The organism is Streptomyces sp. NPDC020489, from assembly GCF_044386545.1.
Lineage (GTDB): Bacteria > Actinomycetota > Actinomycetes > Streptomycetales > Streptomycetaceae > Streptomyces.
Genome location: NZ_JBIRUZ010000005.1, coordinates 123,571 through 140,583, shown reverse-complemented (window position 1 = coordinate 140,583; position 17,013 = coordinate 123,571). Strand labels below are relative to the sequence as shown.

The following is a 17,013-nucleotide window of genomic DNA, read 5'->3' as shown; positions in this document are numbered from 1 at the left end:
GCCGATGAGCGTCACATCGGCCGCCACCGGGTCCGGCCCGTCGCGATGGCGGGCCGGCCTCGGCCGCCTCGCCGCGGGAGCCGCGCTGATCACGGCCGTGGCCTCGCTGCCCTGGCTGTCCGGCAACGACCCCGCGCTGACGGTCCTGCGGGCCCGTTCCGCCGATCAGGATCCGACGCCTGAGCAACTGACCGCAGTGCGAGAGCAACTGGGGCTGGACGAGGGGCCGTTCGCGCATCTCGCCCACTGGCTGGGCGGGCTGCCGCGGGGCGACGCGGGCACGTCCTGGGTGTCCGGCGACGCTGTGCTGCCCCAGGTGACCGGTGCCTTCGCGGTCTCCCTCACGCTGATGCTCGGGGCGCTCGCGGTCACGGTCGCGGTCGCCGCCCTGGCCTGCGTCCGCACCCTGTACCTCGGCTCCCGGCGACGGTTGCAGCGGGGGAGGGGCGCCATCGGGGTCGCGGTTCTCGCCGCGTTGCCCAAGTTCCTGCTCGCCTCGCTCCTCGCCACCGTGTACGGGGTGTGGCTCGGCTGGTTGCCGTCCAGCGGGTGGCAGGGGCCGGCGTCGATGGTGCTGCCCTCGCTCGCCCTGGGCGTTCCGTCCGGGGCGGTGATCGGCGGTCTTCTCCAGCAGTCGCTCCCCGCGGCCTTCAACGAGCCGTGGGCCCGGACCTGGCACGCGTACGGGTTCGCGCGCGGCCGTGTCGCCCGCCATGCGCTGCGGCGCGCGCTGGCCGGGGTGCTGCCACAGCTCCTGCCGACCGTCGTGGGCCTGGTCGGCGGTGCCGTCGCGGTGGAGAAGATCTTCAACGTTCCCGGCCTCGGCCGCCTCGCCCTGGACGCCGCCATCGCCCAGGACCTCCCACCCCTGCAGACGGCCACCCTGTCCCTCATCCTGCTCGGCGTCGCGGCCGGTCTCCTTATCCAGGCCCTGCGTCGCGCCCTGCTCGGTCCGGCCCTGCGGGACGGTGCCCTGCCCGCGCTGCACGCACCGGCCGCCGCCCGAGGGCGCTTCACCCGCTGGGTCGTGGCGGTGTGCGCGCTGGCCCTGCTCGCCGTGATCACCGCCGGGCTGCTGCGCGATCCGCTCCACGTGGACACCGCGGCCCGGCTGCTCCCGCCCTCGGCAGCCCATCCGCTGGGCACGGACGCGCTCGGCCGTGACCTGCTGGCCCGGCTGGGACACGGCGCGTCCCGCACGGTGGCCCTGGCCCTCGTGGTCACCGCGGTGTGTGCGCTCACCGGGCTGCTGCTCGGCATGACGGCGCAGATCGGCGCGGGGCTCACGGAAGTGGTGTCGACGATGCCCGCGGTCCTGGCCGGGCTGCTGACCACCGCGGTGACCGGCCCGTCGGCCTGGGGCGCCGCGCTGGCGGTCTGCCTGGTCGGCTGGACCCCTTACGCCGCCCAGGCCGCGGCGTTGCTGGAACAGGAGCGCGCCAGCGGCCACATGCTCGCGTCCCTCTCCTTCGGCGCCGGCCCCGGATACCTGCTCCGCCACCACCTGCTGCCCGCCGTGCTGCCCGGCGTCCTGCGCAATGCCCTGCTGCGCCTGCCCACGACGGTCCTCGTCCTGGCCTCCCTCGGCTTCCTCGGTCTGGGCGAGCAACCGCCCACCGCCGAATGGGGCCGCCTGCTCTCGGAGAACCAGCCGTACGTGGAACTGGCGCCCTGGACCGTTCTCGGGCCGGCCTGCGCCCTGGTCCTCCTCTCCGTTCTCGCCCTCAACGGCGCGGACGCCGTGGCCGTGCGCCGCCGCCCCGCGTCGGCCCGCACGCGCCCGTGGTCGCGGGGGACGGGCCTGCGGGTGAAGAGCGGGGTCAGCGCTGGGTGATCGCGTTCCGCTGTCGACATCGAGGCACGGCCGCGCGAGAGCGGCCGTGCCTGTGGCGGCCGGAGCCGTCTGATGCTTGTCCGTCCCGCCCGGGCGTCTGAGTTCGGCTCAGACCTCCGGGCGGAGTTCATCCGGCTGCCAGAGCAGTCCACTTCTGGTTGGAGCCTGAGTGGCAGTCCCACAGCTGGAGCTGGGTGCCGTCCGCTGTGGAGGAGCCCGGAACATCGAGGCAGCGGCCGGAGGCCGGGTTGCGGTAGCCGCCGTTGTAGGGCTGCCAGACCTGGTTGGCACCGCCGTGGCAGGCCCAGAGCTGCACCTTGGTGCCATTGGCGGTGGCCCCGCCGACGGCGTCGAGGCACTTGCCCATGGATCGCAGGGTGCCGTCGGTGTAGGCGGACCAGTACTGGTTGGCGCCGCCACCGCAGCTCCACGTCTGGACGGCGGTCCCGTTGGCGGTGCCGGAGCCGTTGACGTCTATGCACTTGCCGGCGATGCCGGACTGGACGCGCGCGGGAGCGGGGGCGGGGTTCTTCAGCCAGCCGGCGCTGTCCGCGGTCTGGACGCCGCGGTGGAAGGCGTCGGCCATCTTCTGGTAGCCCGCGTCGTTGGGATGCAGGGTGTCGACCAGGTCGGCCGTGGTCAGACTGCTCATGTCGATGAAGCCGACGTGTTTGCCCGCGGCCTGGGCGTCGCTCACGATCTGGCGGGTGGCCTGGTTGTACGCGGCCCGGTACCGCTCCTCCGAGCCGCTGGTGGACACGACCAGGGAGGCGACGAGGACGGTGGCGTCGGGGGCGGCGGCGACGACCTGGTTGACCAGCGACCTCAGTCGGTCGGCGGCGGTGGAGGGCTGGTAATTCCCGTTGAGGTCGTTGGTGCCGATGTGCAGCGTCACCACGTTGGGCCGGTAGCGGGTGAGCGAGGCGTCGGTGAGTGCGGCGATCTGGTCGATGCGGTACCCGGAGTGGCCCTCGTTGTCGGGGTCGGACATCGACCCGCCCCGCACCGTGCCGACGAAGTCCAGCGGGTGGCCGTCCGCTGCGAGCCGGTTCCACAGGGCACCCCGGTAACCGTTGCCCGTGCTGCTGCCCACACCCCACGTGATCGAGTCGCCCAACGGCATGACCCGCAACGGGGTGGTGGGAGCGGCGGAGGCGGGGATCTCAGCTGCCGCGGTGACCCCGAACGTGGTGGCGACCAGGGTGAGCAGGGGCAGGATCCAGGACTTTCTCATGCGGATGTCCTCTTCTGCGAGTCGTGGCTGAGGCAGCGGCCTGATCGCCGCGGGGAACGCGCCGTCACGGCAGTGCTGTCCACTTCTGGTTGCTCTGGCCGTTGCAGCTCCACAGCACCAGCGGGGTGCCGTTGGCGGTGCCGGCTCCGTTGGCGTCGAGGCACAGCCCGGCATTGACGTTGCGGATCGACCCGTCGGCCTGTGTGGTCCACTTCTGGTTGTTCTGACCGTTGCAGGGCCAGATGATGACCCGGGTGCCGTTGGTGGTGCCTTGGTTGTAGGCGTCCAGGCACTTGTCGCCGTAGACGCGGATCTCGCCGCCGGCCCAGGTGGTCCACAGCTGGTTGGCGGCGGTGTGGCAGTCCCAGAGCAGCGCCGCGGACCCGGCCGCGGTGGCGGCGTTGTCGACGTCCAGGCAGCGGCCCGAGGCGTTGCCGCGCAGGCGTGAGGTGGTGGCGGCCAGTGGGGTGCCGCCGCTCACCTTGAACACGGCGACACCGTGCGCGGGGACGCTCGCCGAGATCTGTCCGGACGTACTGGACGTGCCGCCGGTCCACAGGTCCGTGAGGGTGAACGACCCGCCGGACAGGCCCACTTGAGCGGCCGTGGTGGAGACGGTCGCGGTGCCGCCGCCCCGGTTGAACAGTCCTACGGCGACCGAGCCGTCCTTGAGGGGCTTGGCGAACACCTCGGTGTTGCCGTCGTCGCGCACTCGGCGTCCGCCCGCGCCGAGCGAGTCCTGGTTGACGGCCAGCAGGCGGGGGTTGCGCAGGATGGCGCTCACGTCGGCGGACATGGTGCGGATGTCGTTGCCGGCCATGAGCGGGGCACCCATGAGCGCCCACAGGGCGAAGTGGGAGCGCGACTCGGTCAGCGTCAGGCCGGGGCGGCCCACGACGAGCATGTCGGGGTCGTTCCAGTGGCCGGGGCCGGACTGCGCGGCCAGCGGTGCGGTGACGTCCAGGACGTTGCCCACACCCATCGGGTAGCTGTTGGTGTTGCCGTTCTGCCAGATGTCGAGCAGGTCCTCGGTGGTCCGCCAGAGGTCGGCGACCTGCCCCCAGTTGTACTTGTCGCCGGTGGGGGAGTGGAAGCTGTTGGGGTTGATGCTGTAGACGATCGGCCGGCCGGTGGCGCGCAGGGCGTCACGCATGAGGGTGAACTGTGCGATCTGCTCGTTGAGGGTGCCGTTGCCGGAGCACCAGTCGTACTTGAGGTAGTCCACGCCCCAGGAGGCGAACGTGGTGGCGTCCTGCCTCTCGTGGCCCTTGCTGCCGGTGGAGCCGGGGTAGGTGCCCACGCCCTGGGCGCACGTCTTCTCGTTGGGGGCCTGGTAGATGCCGAACTTCAGGCCCTTGCCGTGGATGTAGTCGCCGAGCGCCTTCATCCCGCTGGGGAACTTGGTGGGGTTGGCCCGCAGGTTGCCCGCCGCGTCGCGCTGCGGGTCGAACCAGCAGTCGTCGACCACCACGTACTGGTAGCCGGCGTCCCGCATGCCCGAGGACACCATCGTGTCGGCGGCCTGGCGGACCTGGGCCTCGGTGATCCCGCACCCGAAGCTGTTCCAGCTGTTCCAGCCCAGCGGAGGGGTGAGGGCGGGGCTGCCGGGAGCCGCTTCGGCCGTCGTGGTGGCGGAGGCGGTGACGCAGGCGGTGAGTGTCAGCGCGGTGGCCGCGAGGAGACGCAGCAGTCGTCTGGGGAGGGGGAGCATGGGTTCCTTCCTGGGAGACGAGCCGGAGGCCGCTCGTGACCGTGCCTGTCAGCACGGTCACGAGCTGGTGGTGGCGTGCGTGCGGGTCAGCGCTGGAGGGTGAGCAGGCCCGGTCGGTACGGCAGTTGGATGTAGGGGGTGTTCGACGGTGTGTTGGGGGACAGGCCCTGGTACAGGAATTGAAGGTTGCAGGGGTCGATGGTCATGGTCTGGTCGGGGTTGTTGCGGACCAGGTCGCCGTGGCTGATGTCGTTGGTCCAGGTGGCGCCGCTGTTGGCCTTGCCCGCGAAGGGGGTGGACTCGGTGGCGGCCTGCGGGGTCCACGGACCGTTCAGGCTGGTGGCCGTGAACGAGCGGAAGAAGCGCTGCTCGGTCGCGCCCCGAGCCTCGACGATCATCAGGTACTGGTTCTGGCCCTGGACCTTGTATACCTCGGGCGCCTCGAACAGGTTCTTCACCGTGTCGCTCATGACCGTCGTGTACGACGAGCCGAAGCTGGCCGGGAAGTTGCCTATCGGCATGGTCGACTTGTAGATCTTGCCGTTGTCACCGGCGAAGAACATGTGCATGTTCTGGCCGTCCGCGATCATGGTCGGGTCGATGGCGCTGCCGTCGGGGAGGCTGCCGGTGAACAGCGGTTGCGCCGCCGACCAGCCGTTGGGGTTGGTGGGGTCGCTCGACGTGCGGTAGACGAAGGGCCATTGGGTGCCCCACCCGTTCGAGGTGAGCACCCAGATGTTCTTGGGCGCGAAGTAGAAGAGCTTGGGAGCCACCGCGCCCTGGCTCATCTGGGTCTGGCCGGCCGACGCCATGTCGGACCAGTTCGTGAAGGGGCTGAACCCCATCGACTTCCATGACGATCCGTCGGAGGCGGTCGCGTAGACGAGGTGCTTGCCCTGGTACGTCACGGTGGTGAAGTCCTTCAGCGAGGCCCACCCGCTCCTGGGCTGTGCCAGCGGACCGGTCGAACTCCACCGGTACGTCGAGGGAAGGGTGCAGGTGCCGCCTGGCGGCGTGGACAGGCCGCTCCACTTCTGGTTGCTGCTGCCGGTGCAGTTCCAGAGCTGCACCGCCGTGCCGTTGGCCGTGGCGCCGCCGCTGACGTCCAGACACAGCCCGGACTCCACGGCGACGACGGTGCCGTCGGCGTTGACCCGCCACTGCTGGTTGGTGCCGCCGTTGCAGGACCAGATCACCGGCCGGGTGCCGGCCGTGGTGGCGTGGCCCGGTACATCCAGACACTTGTTGCCGTACACGCTCAGCTGGTTGTCGTCCGTCAGCGTCCACTGCTGGTTGGTTCCGCCCCAGCAGTCGTAGATCTGCAGGTTCGTGCCGTCGGTCTGGGCGGCGCCCGACACGTCGAGACACCGGCCGGAAGCAGTGCCGCGCAGGGCGCCGCTGGTGGCCGCCTGTGCCGGGTTCGCGACGAGTGTCGCCGCCGAGGCGAGCACGGCCGCGAGCACGACGGGCAGGTGTCTGCGGCTGAACGTACGTTTGAGCATGGGGACCTCGTTCCTTGGGAAGAGCGGCTCTGGTCGGCGTCGTCGGGGCTGTGCGGACGGTGGGGCTGCACCTCGGCTCACATGTGCGATATATCGAACGTTGGTCGGAGAGTCGGGCAAGGGAAGGGGTGGAGAAAATCCCCTGGGTCGGGTCCTGACGCCGATTCAGCTCGGACGGGGCTCATCCGGCAAAACCGCCTGGGTGAGGAGGCCGGGCATCCATGGGGACGTCGGCCCCTTCGTTCCTCTCCGTTGATACATGGGATGGATTAAGAGGCATGAATGTTGCCGCTGTCTAGCCTTGCGGCACGAGTTACCGTCTGGTTCAGGTCTTCTGACGGATCATCACCCTGCTGTCAAGTCAGACATTGGATGTTCTGAGAGGCGGATTCCCGCCATGTGGGTGTGAGGGGCAGTCCCCCTGATTGCAGGGTGCCGTGCGGGACGTCGGCCGCACACCGAAAAAAGTTCCCGGATCAAGGCAACCCTGTGAGGGGTCTGTGGCGACAAAGGAGCGGATCTGGCCAGTGCCCCTGCGGGCCGGGATCCGGCTTTCTCTCATGAACACCATGCAAGGAGCTCCTCGCCCCATGAACAACCCCACGAACGGCGGACGCCGCGGGCGTCATCGCCGCCGCTGGACCGCCACCGCCGTACTGCTCGGTGTGCCCGCCGCCGTTGTGCCGTACCTGGTGTTCACACAGGACGACTCGCAGGCCAGCGGTGCGCAGGCCACGGCCGCGGCCGAGCCGTACAGGTGGAAGAACGCCCAGGTGGTGGGCGGCGGTTATGTCACCGGGCTGGTGTTCAACCCGCGGGAGAAGGGGCTGCTGTACGCGCGTACTGACATGGGTGGCGCCTACCGCTGGGACGCCGCGGCCGAGCGGTGGGTCCCGTTGACCGACTGGATCGGTGAGAAGGACTGGAACCTGCTGGGGATCGACTCGGTGGCCACCGACCCCGTCGACCCCAAGCGCCTCTACCTCGGGGCCGGCACCTACACCAACGAGTGGGCCGGCAACGGCGCGATCCTGCGTTCCACTGACAAGGGCCGCACCTTCAAGCGCACCAACCTGCCCTTCAAGCTGGGTGGCAACGAGGACGGCCGCGGGGCGGGCGAGCGGTTGGTGGTCGACCCCGCGGACAACGGCACCCTCCTGCTGGGCAGCCGTAAGAACGGCCTGTGGCGCAGCACCGACCACGGTGTGACATGGCGTCAGGTCTCGTCGTTCCCCGTCAAGGACGGGGCGAGCAGCGGCGCGGGCATCTCCTTCGTGACGTACGGCCCGGCCGGCAGCAAGACGATCTACGTCGGCGTCAACGACAGGTCCACCTCCCTGTACCGCTCCACCGACGGCGGCGCCACCTGGCAGGCCGTCTCCGGGCAACCCACCGGTCAGCTGCCGCAGCACGGCGTGGTCTCCGGCGACGGCTCGCTGTACCTGACGTACACCGACAACCTCGGGCCCAACGGGGTGACGGGGGGCTCGGTGTGGAAGTACACGCCGGCCGGCGGGGCGTGGAAGAACATCTCCCCGTCCCAGGGCAGTTACGGGTTCTCCGGGCTGGCCGTCGACCCGCGCAAGCCGTCCACGGTGATGGTCACCACCCTCGGGCGCTGGTGGCCCGAGGACGAGATCTACCGGACCACCAATGGCGGCAGGACCTGGAAGGCGCTGGCCGACAAGTCGGTGCGCAACGCCTCCGCCGCTCCTTACGTCGGCACGCACACCGGGCACTGGATGACCGCCCTGGCCATCGACCCCTTCAACTCCGGGCACGTGCTGTACGGCACCGGCAACGGCATCCTGCGCAGCGAGGACGCCAATGCCTCCGACAGCGGCGGCACCAGCCACTGGAGCATGGGTGCCCGAGGGCTGGAGGAGACCGCGCTGATGGACGCGATCGCCCCGCCCGGCGGCGCCACCGTCGTCACCGCCATGGGCGACCAGGGCGGTTTCCGGCACGACTCCCTGACCAAGGTGCCCTCCGGGCGGCTGAAGAACCCGCTCATGACCAACAGCACCGACATCGACTTCGCGCAGTCCAAGCCCGCGCTGATGGTCCGCGTCGGCCGTGGCGGTGAGCAGGACGGCGCCTACTCCACCGACGGCGGCCGCACATGGAAGGGCTTCAGGACGGAGCCGGTGGCCAGTGCCCAAGACGGTCACGTCGCGCTCTCGGCGGACGGTTCCGCCATCGTCTGGACCCAGGCCGGTCAGGCCCCGTACCGCTCGACCGACAACGGGTCGAGCTGGTCGAGGGTCAACGGCCTGGGCAACGAGGCCGTGGTCGTCGCCGACCGCGCCTCGGCCAAGACGTTCTACTCGCTGTCCGGCGGCACGCTCCACGCCAGCACCGACGGCGGCGCGACCTTCACCGCCCGCGCCGGCAACCTGCCCGCCGGAAAGCTCACCGCCGTCCCCGGGATCGCCGGTGACCTGTGGATCGCCGGAGGCGGAAAGGGCCTGCTGCACTCCACCGACGGCGGCCGCACCTTCACCACGCTCAGCTCGGTGCAGTCCGCCTCCGCCCTCGGCTTCGGCAAGGCCAAGCCGGGCGCCAACTACCAGGCCCTGTACCTGATCGGCACCGTCAAGAACGTCACCGGAGTCTTCCGCTCCACGGACAAGGGCGCCACCTGGCTCCGCGTCAACGACAACGCCCACCAGTGGGGCGCCATCGGCGGCGTCGGCGTCATCACCGGCGACCCCGACACCTACGGCCGCGTCTACGTCGGCACCAACGGACGCGGCCTCCAGTACGGCGACCCGTCCTGACCCCAGAGCCCGTGCGGAGCCGCAGCCACCATGGCCTGCGGCTCCGCCCAGGCAGAGGGCCATGCGCCGCCGAGAAGTCACAGCAGGGCGCCTCGTCGTCGTGCCGATGTTCGCCGGGGTGCCTCAACTGCTTGCCCTCAACTGCACTTGAGCTTCTACGTTGTTGTCATGACCCGCACGGTGTGCGGGTCCGCCCGAAGTGCTTGGAGGGGGCAACCCATGACGACACAGCAGGTCTCCGACGCCGAACTCGCCGGACAGCCGGCCGCCTACTGGACCGGAGTCGCCTACGAGGCGCTCATCGCGTACACCCGGGCCCAACAGGCTGAAAAGGGCTACACCCAGCCCCAGTTCTGGCTGCTGCGCAATCTGTCCGTGAACGACGTCTCGCCCGACGGCGAGGGAATGACCCTGCTCGAGCTGCGCCGGGCCATGGCCTCCTACATCCGGCCCGAGGACGACCTGGCGGCAGAGGCCGAGGCGCTCCTGCGGCGCGGCTGGCTGGCTCGGGACGCCGAGGGCAAGCTGTGGCTCACGACAGAGGGGGAACAGGCCCGCGTCGACATGGCCCGCAACGCCCCCGCAATCCGCAGCGCCCTCCATGAGGGTATCGACGACGCCGACTACGTCACCACGGTGAAGGTGCTCCAGCGGCTGATCCGCAATGCGGGCGGGACGGTCGGCTGACGGCCCATGAGGGGCGGGGCGCAGCGCCCCGCCCCCTCATGGGCCCGCGGCAGGTCGGACGCCTGTGTGTCACGCCGACTGCCACATGCGGGCGAGCGTCGAGGCGGTGAGCAGCTGATCGGGGTCGCCCTGTCCCAGCAGGCGTCCGTCGTGGAGCAGAAGGCAGGTGTCCGCCGAGCGTGCGCCGTCCAGGTTGACGCCGGTTTCCGGTCTTCAGCGCCGCCGAGCAGACCTTCACCGGCGTCGAGTACAAGGGCAGCAAGCCCGGGCACGTCGTCCTGCACGCCGGCAAGACGGTGCTGTTCACCGACGGCACCGGCGAGGTCAACGTCTTCGACCCCGAGGACCTCGACGGCGGCAAGAAGCCGCAGGGCCGCACTTACACCTCCGCCGAGCCGCACCGCGGCGTCGCCATCGAGCTGAGCGACGGCCACCTCCTCAGCACCCTCGGCACCGAGGAGAAGCGCACCGGCGCCCTCGTCCTGGACAAGAACAACAAGGAGATCAAGCGCAACGAGAAGTGCCCCGGCGTCCACGGCGAGGCCGCGGCCAAGGGCGAGGCCATCGGAATCGGCTGCGAGGACGGCCTGCTGATCTACAAGGACGGCAAGTTCACCAAGGTCGACGCCCCCGACGACTACGGCCGTATCGGCAACCAGCGCGGCAGCGACGCCTCGCCCATCCTCCTCGGTGACTACAGGACGACCCGGAGGCCGAACTAGAGCGACCGAGTGGCCTGCCTGGTGCGCACTGCCGGCAGTGCCGGGATGGTGGGAGGCCTGCGGCGGGCATCCGGAGGCTACGGCCACCGGCAGATGATCGACGCCGTGCGCTGCCCGTCGACAACGGCAGGGAGTGGAGGGCGATGCCTTCGGACTTCGCTCCCTGCCCGCGCGTATGCCGTCTTCTTCGTCGCTTCCTCCGCAAGAGACCGGAAGTCCGGCTGATCCGGAAGGACGTATGGACACATCGGGCCGAGGCCTTCTAGCCTTGTCGGTGGACCGTCATGGTCGTCGATGTGACCCGACAGCGCGGTAGCCATCGACATGTCATGTTTCCGAGCGGTTGCCCCCGCTCGGCGTAGTGGCCCTGCTGAAGCAAACCCAGCACACCCCCGCACACCCAGCGGGCCGAAAGGGCGACCACCACATCCCGCTACGGCATCGGCGCGGCAGCGCGCGCCCCAAGCCTGGCAGCCACCTGTTCAGGAAGGGGATCGCATTGTCATGCTCATGAAAATCAAGAGGGCTCCCGCGCGTTGGCCGGCCATCGCTTCGGCTCTGATCCTGATCGCGGCCGCGCTCAGCGCGGTCTTGTCCGGTGCGACACCGGCGTCGGCACACGCGATCAACCCCGCCGACTTCCAGCAGGTCCAACTGGCGCGCGGGGTGGCGGAGGTCGGTGAGCCGATGTCGCTGGCCGTACTCGCCGACCGGTCGGTGCTGCACACCGCTCGCAACGGGACCGTGCGCCGCACGGACGCGAGCGGCACCACCACGGTGATCGGCAACATCCCCGTGTACACGCACGACGAGGACGGCTTGCAGGGCATCGGCATCGACCCGGGTTTCGCCACCAACCGGCACATCTACCTCTACTACGCCCCGCCGCTGTCCACACCAGGAGGCGACGCCCCGACCACCGGCGGCAACTGGTCGGCGTGGCAGGGCGTCAACCGGCTCTCCCGGTTCACGCTCAACGCCGACTTCACGCTCAACCAGTCCAGCAGAGTGGACATCCTCGACGTGCCGGCCGACCGAGGCATCTGCTGCCACGCCGGCGGAGACATCGACTTCGACGCGGCAGGCAACCTGTACCTGTCCACCGGCGACGACACCAACCCGTTCGAGTCCGCCGGATACGCCCCGCTCGACGAACGGACCAACCGCAACCCGGCGTTCGACGCGCAACGCTCCGCCGCCAACACCAACGACCTGCGCGGCAAGATCCTGCGCATCAAGGTGAACGATAACGGGTCGTACTCGATCCCGGCAGGCAACCTGTTCGCGCCCGGCACGGCAAGGACCAGGCCGGAGATCTACGCGATGGGCCTGCGCAACCCGTTCCGGATGAGCGTCGACAAGGCCACCGGCATCGTCTACGTCGGCGACTACGGCCCCGACGCCGGCGCCACCACGACGCGCGGGCCGCAAGGTCAGGTCGAGTTCAACCGCGTCACCGGCCCGGGCTTCTACGGCTGGCCCTACTGCACCGGCACGAACACCAGCTCCGAGACGTACGCCGAGTGGGACTTCGCCACCAACACGGCAGGCGCGAAGTACAACTGCTCGGGCGGACCGACGAACAACTCGCCCCGCAACACCGGCTTGAGCACACTGCCCCCCGCCAAGGCCGCCTGGATCCGCTACGGCGGCGAGGCCGGCAGCCCGTCGGCGTTCGGCAGCGGCTCGGAGTCGCCGATGGCAGGCCCGGTGTACCGGTACGACCCCGACGTCAGCTCGCCCACGAAGTTCCCCCAGTCGTTCGACGGGCAGTTCTTCGCCACGGAGTTCGGCCGCGGCTGGATCAAGCCGATCCACCTCAACGCCGACGGCTCCCCGGGGACCATCGACAGCTTCCCCTGGAGCGGCAAGCAGGTGATCGACTCGGCGTTCGGCCCGGACGGCTCCTACTACGTGCTGGACTACGGCTCCGGGTTCTACCAGGGCGACCAGTACTCCGCCCTGTACCGCTTCGACCACGTCGGCGCCGGCAACCGGGCGCCCACGGCGGTGGCCTCCGCCAACCGGACCTCCGGCGCGGCGCCGTTGACCGTGACCTTCTCCTCGGCAGGCTCGTCCGACCCCGAGGGCGGGGCATTGACCTACGCCTGGAGCTTCGGTGACGGCACCACCTCCACCGCCGCCAACCCGACGAAGACGTACAGCACGAACGGCGAGTACACGGCCAGGCTGACCGTGCGTGACCCGCAGGGTGCCACCGGCACCGCCGACGTGCGGATCACGGTCGGCAACACCGCGCCGACCGTGACCATCAACAGTCCCGCCGCGGGGGAGATCTTCGCCTTCGGCGACACCGTGCCCTACAGCCTCACCGTCACGGACCCGGAGGACGGCACGGTCGACTGCGCCAAGGTCAAGCTGACGTACATCGTCGGTCACGACAGCCACGGCCATCCGGTCACGTCGAAGACCGGCTGCTCCGGCACGATCACCATCCCGGTCGACGGCGAGCACGACGACGCCGCGAACATCTTCGGGGTCTTCGACGCCGAGTACACCGACAGCGCCGGGCTCACCACGCACACCCAGCACATCCTTCAGCCGAAGCACCGGCAGGCCGAGCACTACAAGACCTCGTCCGGCATCACCATCTACGACAAGTCGACCGCCGAGGGCGGCAAGTCGGTCGGTGACATCGAGAACGGCGACTGGATCGCCTTCGAGCCGTACAAGCTGAGCAACGCCACGTCGTTCAGCGCCCGGGTGTCGTCAGCCGGCGCGGGCGGCACGGTGCAGATCCGGGCCGGCTCGCCGACCGGCACGGTCCTCGGCTCCGCCACCGTCCCGGTCACCGGATCGTGGACGACTTTCGCCACCGTCAGCGGATCAATCTCCGGTGCGCCGGCCGGCACCACCACGCTCTACCTGACCTTCAGCGGCGGCTCCGGATTCCTCTTCGACGTCGACGCGTTCACCTTCAATCCCGGCGCCGGCCCGACACCCGGCACGGGTCCGGTCGTGGGGCTCGCGGGCAAGTGTCTGGATGTCCGTGACGGCAGTTCGGCGGACGGGGCGGCGGTGCAGATCTCGTCGTGCACGGGCTCGGCGCGGCAGCAGTGGACGGTGACGCCGGGCTCGACGGTCAAGGCGCTGGGCAAGTGCCTGGATGTCAGCGGCAACAGCACGGCGGACGGGGCGAAGGTCCAGTTGTGGTCCTGCAACGGCGGCGGCAACCAGAACTGGCAGGCGAACGCGGACGGTTCGCTGCGCAGTCCGCAGTCGGGCAAGTGCCTGGACGTGTCGGGCGCCAACTCCGCGGACGGCACCCTCGTGCACCTGTGGACCTGCAACGGCGGAGCCAACCAGAAATGGACCCTGCCCTGATACCTGTCACCAGGAAGAGAGCGACGGACATGCGCAGACAACCCCGAACCCTGCTCGGTGGGGCGATCGCGACACTCGCCGCACTGGCCCTCCTCGGGCAGCCCAGCCCCGTCAGTGCCGCGGACACGTCCTACGACGTCCTCGTGTTCTCCAAGACCGCCGGATTCCGGCACGACTCGATCCCGGCGGGGATCCAGGCCATCCGCGACCTCGGCGCCGCGAACAGTTTCACGGTGACGGCCACGGAGGACGGCAACCACTTCACCACCGGCAACCTGAGCCGTTACGAGGCGGTGATCTTCCTCAACACCACCGGTGACGTCCTGAACGACACCCAGCAGTCGGCCTTCCAGTCGTACATCGGCTCAGGCGGCGGCTTCGTCGGCGTCCACTCGGCCGCGGACACGGAGTACAACTGGCCGTTCTACGGCGATCTGGTCGGCGCCTACTTCGCCTCTCACCCCGCCGTCCAGCAGGCCAACGTCAAGGTGGAGGGGCGGGCGCACGCGGCGACCGCCCACCTGCCGCAGACCTGGACCCGCACCGACGAGTGGTACAACTTCCGGACCAACCCCCGTACCACCGCGCGCGTGCTCACCACGCTGGACGAGTCCTCGTACTCGGGTGGCTCGATGGGCGCCGACCACCCGCACTCCTGGTGCAAGACCCACTCGGGCGGCCGGGCCTTCTACACCGGCGGCGGGCACAGCCAGGCGTCGTACACGGAGCCGGCGTTCCGGGCGCACCTGCTCGGCGGCATCCGGTACGCGGCAGGCCGGACCAAGGCCGACTGCCGGCCCGAGACCGGCTACACGACCCTCTACAACGGCTCCACCACCGGCTGGTCGCAGGCCGGCCCGGGTGGCTTCACCAACTCGGACGCCACCCTCGCCTCCTACGGCGGCATGGGCATGCTCTGGTACAACGCCCGGCAGTTCACCAACTACTCGCTGAAGCTGGACTGGAGGATGCCCGGCGACGACAACTCCGGCGTGATCGTGGGCTTTCCACCGTCGAGCGACCCACAGTCGGCACTGGACGACGGCTACGAGGTCCAGATCGACGCCACCGACGCGCCCGACCGCACGACCGGGTCGATCTACGCCGTGAAGGCCCCGGACACGGCTGCCCGGGACGCGGCGCTCAACCCACCGGGCGAGTGGAACACCTTCGAGTTGCGGGTGGAGGGCGAGCGGCTTCAGGTCTGGCTCAACGGCGTGAAGATCAATGACTTCACCAACACCGACCCCGCCCGCTCGCTCGCCGGCCACGTCGGCATCCAGAACCACGGCACGGGTGACGAGGTGTCGTTCCGCAACGTCCGGATCAAGGACCTGGGCGGCGGCCCGACGCCCACACCCGGCACGGGTCCGGTCGTGGGGCTCGCGGGCAAGTGTCTTGATGTCCGTGACGGCAGTTCGGCGGACGGGACCGCTGTGCAGATCTCGTCGTGCACGGGATCTGCGCGGCAGCAGTGGACGGTGACACCGGGCTCGACGGTCAAGGCCCTGGGCAAGTGCCTGGATGTCAGCGGTAACAGCACGGCCGACGGGGCGAAGGTCCAGTTGTGGTCCTGCAACGGCGGCGGCAACCAGAACTGGCAGGCGAACGCGGACGGTTCGCTGCGCAGTCCGCAGTCGGGCAAGTGCCTGGACGTGTCGGGCGCCAACTCCGCGGACGGCACCCTCGTGCACCTGTGGACCTGCAACGGCGGCGCCAACCAGAAATGGACCCTGCCCTGAGCTGACGCGGACACGCTGGAAGGGCCACCAGCCCCACGGGGCGGTGGCCCTTCCGGAGTGAGGGCGGTACGTGATGTCACGTACCGCCCTATCTCATGCACTTATGCGCGCGTCCAGCGCTGGTTGGCGCCGTCGTGGCAGGTCCACACGATGACCGCGGAGCCGTTGGCGGTGCTCGCGCCGCTGACATCCAGGCACAGCCCGTTCTGGCCGTTGCGGATCGTGCCGTTGCTGTTGAGAACCCAACTCTGGTTGGCGCCACCGTTGCAGTCCTGGATCTGCACCCGTGTGCCGGCGGCGGCGTCGGCCGGGACGTGCACGCACTTGCCCAGCACCTGCAGCGCCGCACCGTTCTGGGTGAACCGCTGGTTGGCGTTGCTGTGGCAGTCCCAGATGATCATCGGTGTGCCGTTGGCCGCGTTCTCGCCGTTGACGTCCAGGCACCGGCCCGAACCCTGGTTGGTCAGCCGGAACGTGGTCGGGTTCGGCGGGTTGGGCGTCGTGCCGTCGAACTGTGTGAAGAAGTTCCAGACCACCGCCCGGGTCCACGACCTCTCACCCGGTTCGTAGTCGCCGGCCGATCCGTCGACAGGATTGGGGGTGTGCCCGGCGTCGAAGGCGGCCCAGGCCACGGGGTAGCCGGCGCGGCACCCCGAGTAGGTCGTGACGACGTGCGTGAGGCTGCCCCGCGCCGGCTCCGGCGGGTTCTGGGGAGTGCAGCCGTTGTTCCGCACGAACCTGTCCCGCAGCGAACGTCCTGTGGCGATCGGGAGCACCGGGTCCCGCAGGCCGTGCAGTCCGATGTACGCGACCGGCTGGGTGCCGCCGTTGCACCCGCTCAACTGTCCGCCCGCGTAGACGGCGACCGCGCGGAACACTGTCGGCCGGGCGCACGCGAGGGCGAAACTCATGCCGCCTCCGTAGCTGAAACCCGCGGCGAAGCGCCGGTCCGTGTCGACACACAGGCCCGCGTCGATCTGCCTGATCATGTCGTCCACGAAGGTCAGGTCCTCGCCATTGGAGTTGGCCCAGCCGTTCCCGAGGCCCTGGGGTGCGACGAAGATCGCGCTGTCGTTCGAGATCGCCCGCAGGCCGTAGTACGACCAGGGGTATCCGCTGGTTCCGCCCGAGTCGACGTCGCCCGCGGTGCCGCCGTTCCAGTGGAAGCCGAAGACCAGTCGGTACGGGCGGTTGTTGTCGTAGCTGGCGGGCAACCGCAGGATGTAGTTCCGCGTCTTGCCGCTGCTCTGGATCGAGTGCGGACCACTCGACAGCGCGGGCGGTTTGCCACATCCGGCGCTCGCGGTGAGGGAGGCGGCCTCGGCGGCGGCAGACGTGCTCGTGATGCCGCCGATGCCGGCCGCGGCGAGGAGGAGCGTGATGAGCACGGCTATCTGCGCGCGCCATCGGTGACGATCGGTGCCTTGTCGCATCCTGTTTTCTCCGTTCATGGGTG

General features: G+C 69.8%; 9 protein-coding genes and 1 pseudogene. 6 read left to right on the top strand and 4 right to left on the bottom strand.

The window, feature by feature from the left end:
• The first annotated feature begins 4 nt into the window (after positions 1-4).
• Positions 5-1,834, top strand: coding sequence for an ABC transporter permease subunit (locus tag ACH41F_RS14610; protein ID WP_398835582.1), 1,830 nt, complete (start codon positions 5-7; stop codon positions 1,832-1,834).
• 127 nt (positions 1,835-1,961) lie between these two features.
• Here the strand turns inward: ACH41F_RS14610 and ACH41F_RS14605 are convergent, their stop codons facing one another.
• From ACH41F_RS14605 to ACH41F_RS14595, 3 genes are all read right to left on the bottom strand, one after another.
• The gene (locus ACH41F_RS14605; RefSeq protein WP_398835579.1) at positions 1,962-3,068 is read right to left on the bottom strand and encodes a ricin-type beta-trefoil lectin domain protein; all 1,107 of its coding nucleotides are present in this window, start codon (positions 3,066-3,068) and stop codon (positions 1,962-1,964) included.
• Between the two features lie 64 nt (positions 3,069-3,132).
• The gene (locus tag ACH41F_RS14600; RefSeq protein ID WP_398835576.1) at positions 3,133-4,779 is read right to left on the bottom strand and encodes a glycoside hydrolase family 27 protein; all 1,647 of its coding nucleotides are present in this window, start codon (positions 4,777-4,779) and stop codon (positions 3,133-3,135) included.
• Between the two features lie 86 nt (positions 4,780-4,865).
• The gene (locus ACH41F_RS14595; RefSeq protein WP_398835574.1) at positions 4,866-6,281 is read right to left on the bottom strand and encodes a non-reducing end alpha-L-arabinofuranosidase family hydrolase; all 1,416 of its coding nucleotides are present in this window, start codon (positions 6,279-6,281) and stop codon (positions 4,866-4,868) included.
• A gap of 590 nt (positions 6,282-6,871) precedes the next feature.
• On the opposite strand from ACH41F_RS14595, the gene ACH41F_RS14590 reads away from it, so the two are divergent.
• The 5 genes and pseudogenes from ACH41F_RS14590 to ACH41F_RS14570 all read left to right on the top strand — a co-directional run bounded on the left by ACH41F_RS14590 (position 6,872) and on the right by ACH41F_RS14570 (position 15,557).
• Positions 6,872-9,061 carry a WD40/YVTN/BNR-like repeat-containing protein gene (locus ACH41F_RS14590; RefSeq protein WP_398835571.1) on the top strand — a complete coding sequence of 730 codons (2,190 nt, stop codon included), beginning with the start codon at positions 6,872-6,874 and terminating at the stop codon, positions 9,059-9,061.
• 219 nt (positions 9,062-9,280) lie between these two features.
• Positions 9,281-9,748, top strand: coding sequence for a MarR family transcriptional regulator (locus ACH41F_RS14585; RefSeq protein WP_398835568.1), 468 nt, complete (start codon positions 9,281-9,283; stop codon positions 9,746-9,748).
• Positions 9,749-9,984: 236 nt separating this feature from the next.
• Positions 9,985-10,481, top strand: a pseudogene (locus ACH41F_RS14580) (hypothetical protein); the annotation flags it as partial.
• 493 nt (positions 10,482-10,974) lie between these two features.
• Positions 10,975-13,815 (top strand): carbohydrate-binding protein, encoded by a 2,841-nt coding sequence (locus ACH41F_RS14575; protein WP_398835566.1) that lies wholly within the window; start codon positions 10,975-10,977, stop codon positions 13,813-13,815.
• Positions 13,816-13,844: 29 nt separating this feature from the next.
• Positions 13,845-15,557, top strand: a complete 1,713-nt coding sequence (locus ACH41F_RS14570; protein WP_398835563.1) for a ThuA domain-containing protein — start codon at positions 13,845-13,847, stop codon at positions 15,555-15,557.
• A gap of 101 nt (positions 15,558-15,658) precedes the next feature.
• Here the strand turns inward: ACH41F_RS14570 and ACH41F_RS14565 are convergent, their stop codons facing one another.
• Positions 15,659-16,990, bottom strand: coding sequence for a ricin-type beta-trefoil lectin domain protein (locus tag ACH41F_RS14565; protein ID WP_398835561.1), 1,332 nt, complete (start codon positions 16,988-16,990; stop codon positions 15,659-15,661).
• Between the last annotated feature and the right edge of the window lie 23 nt (positions 16,991-17,013).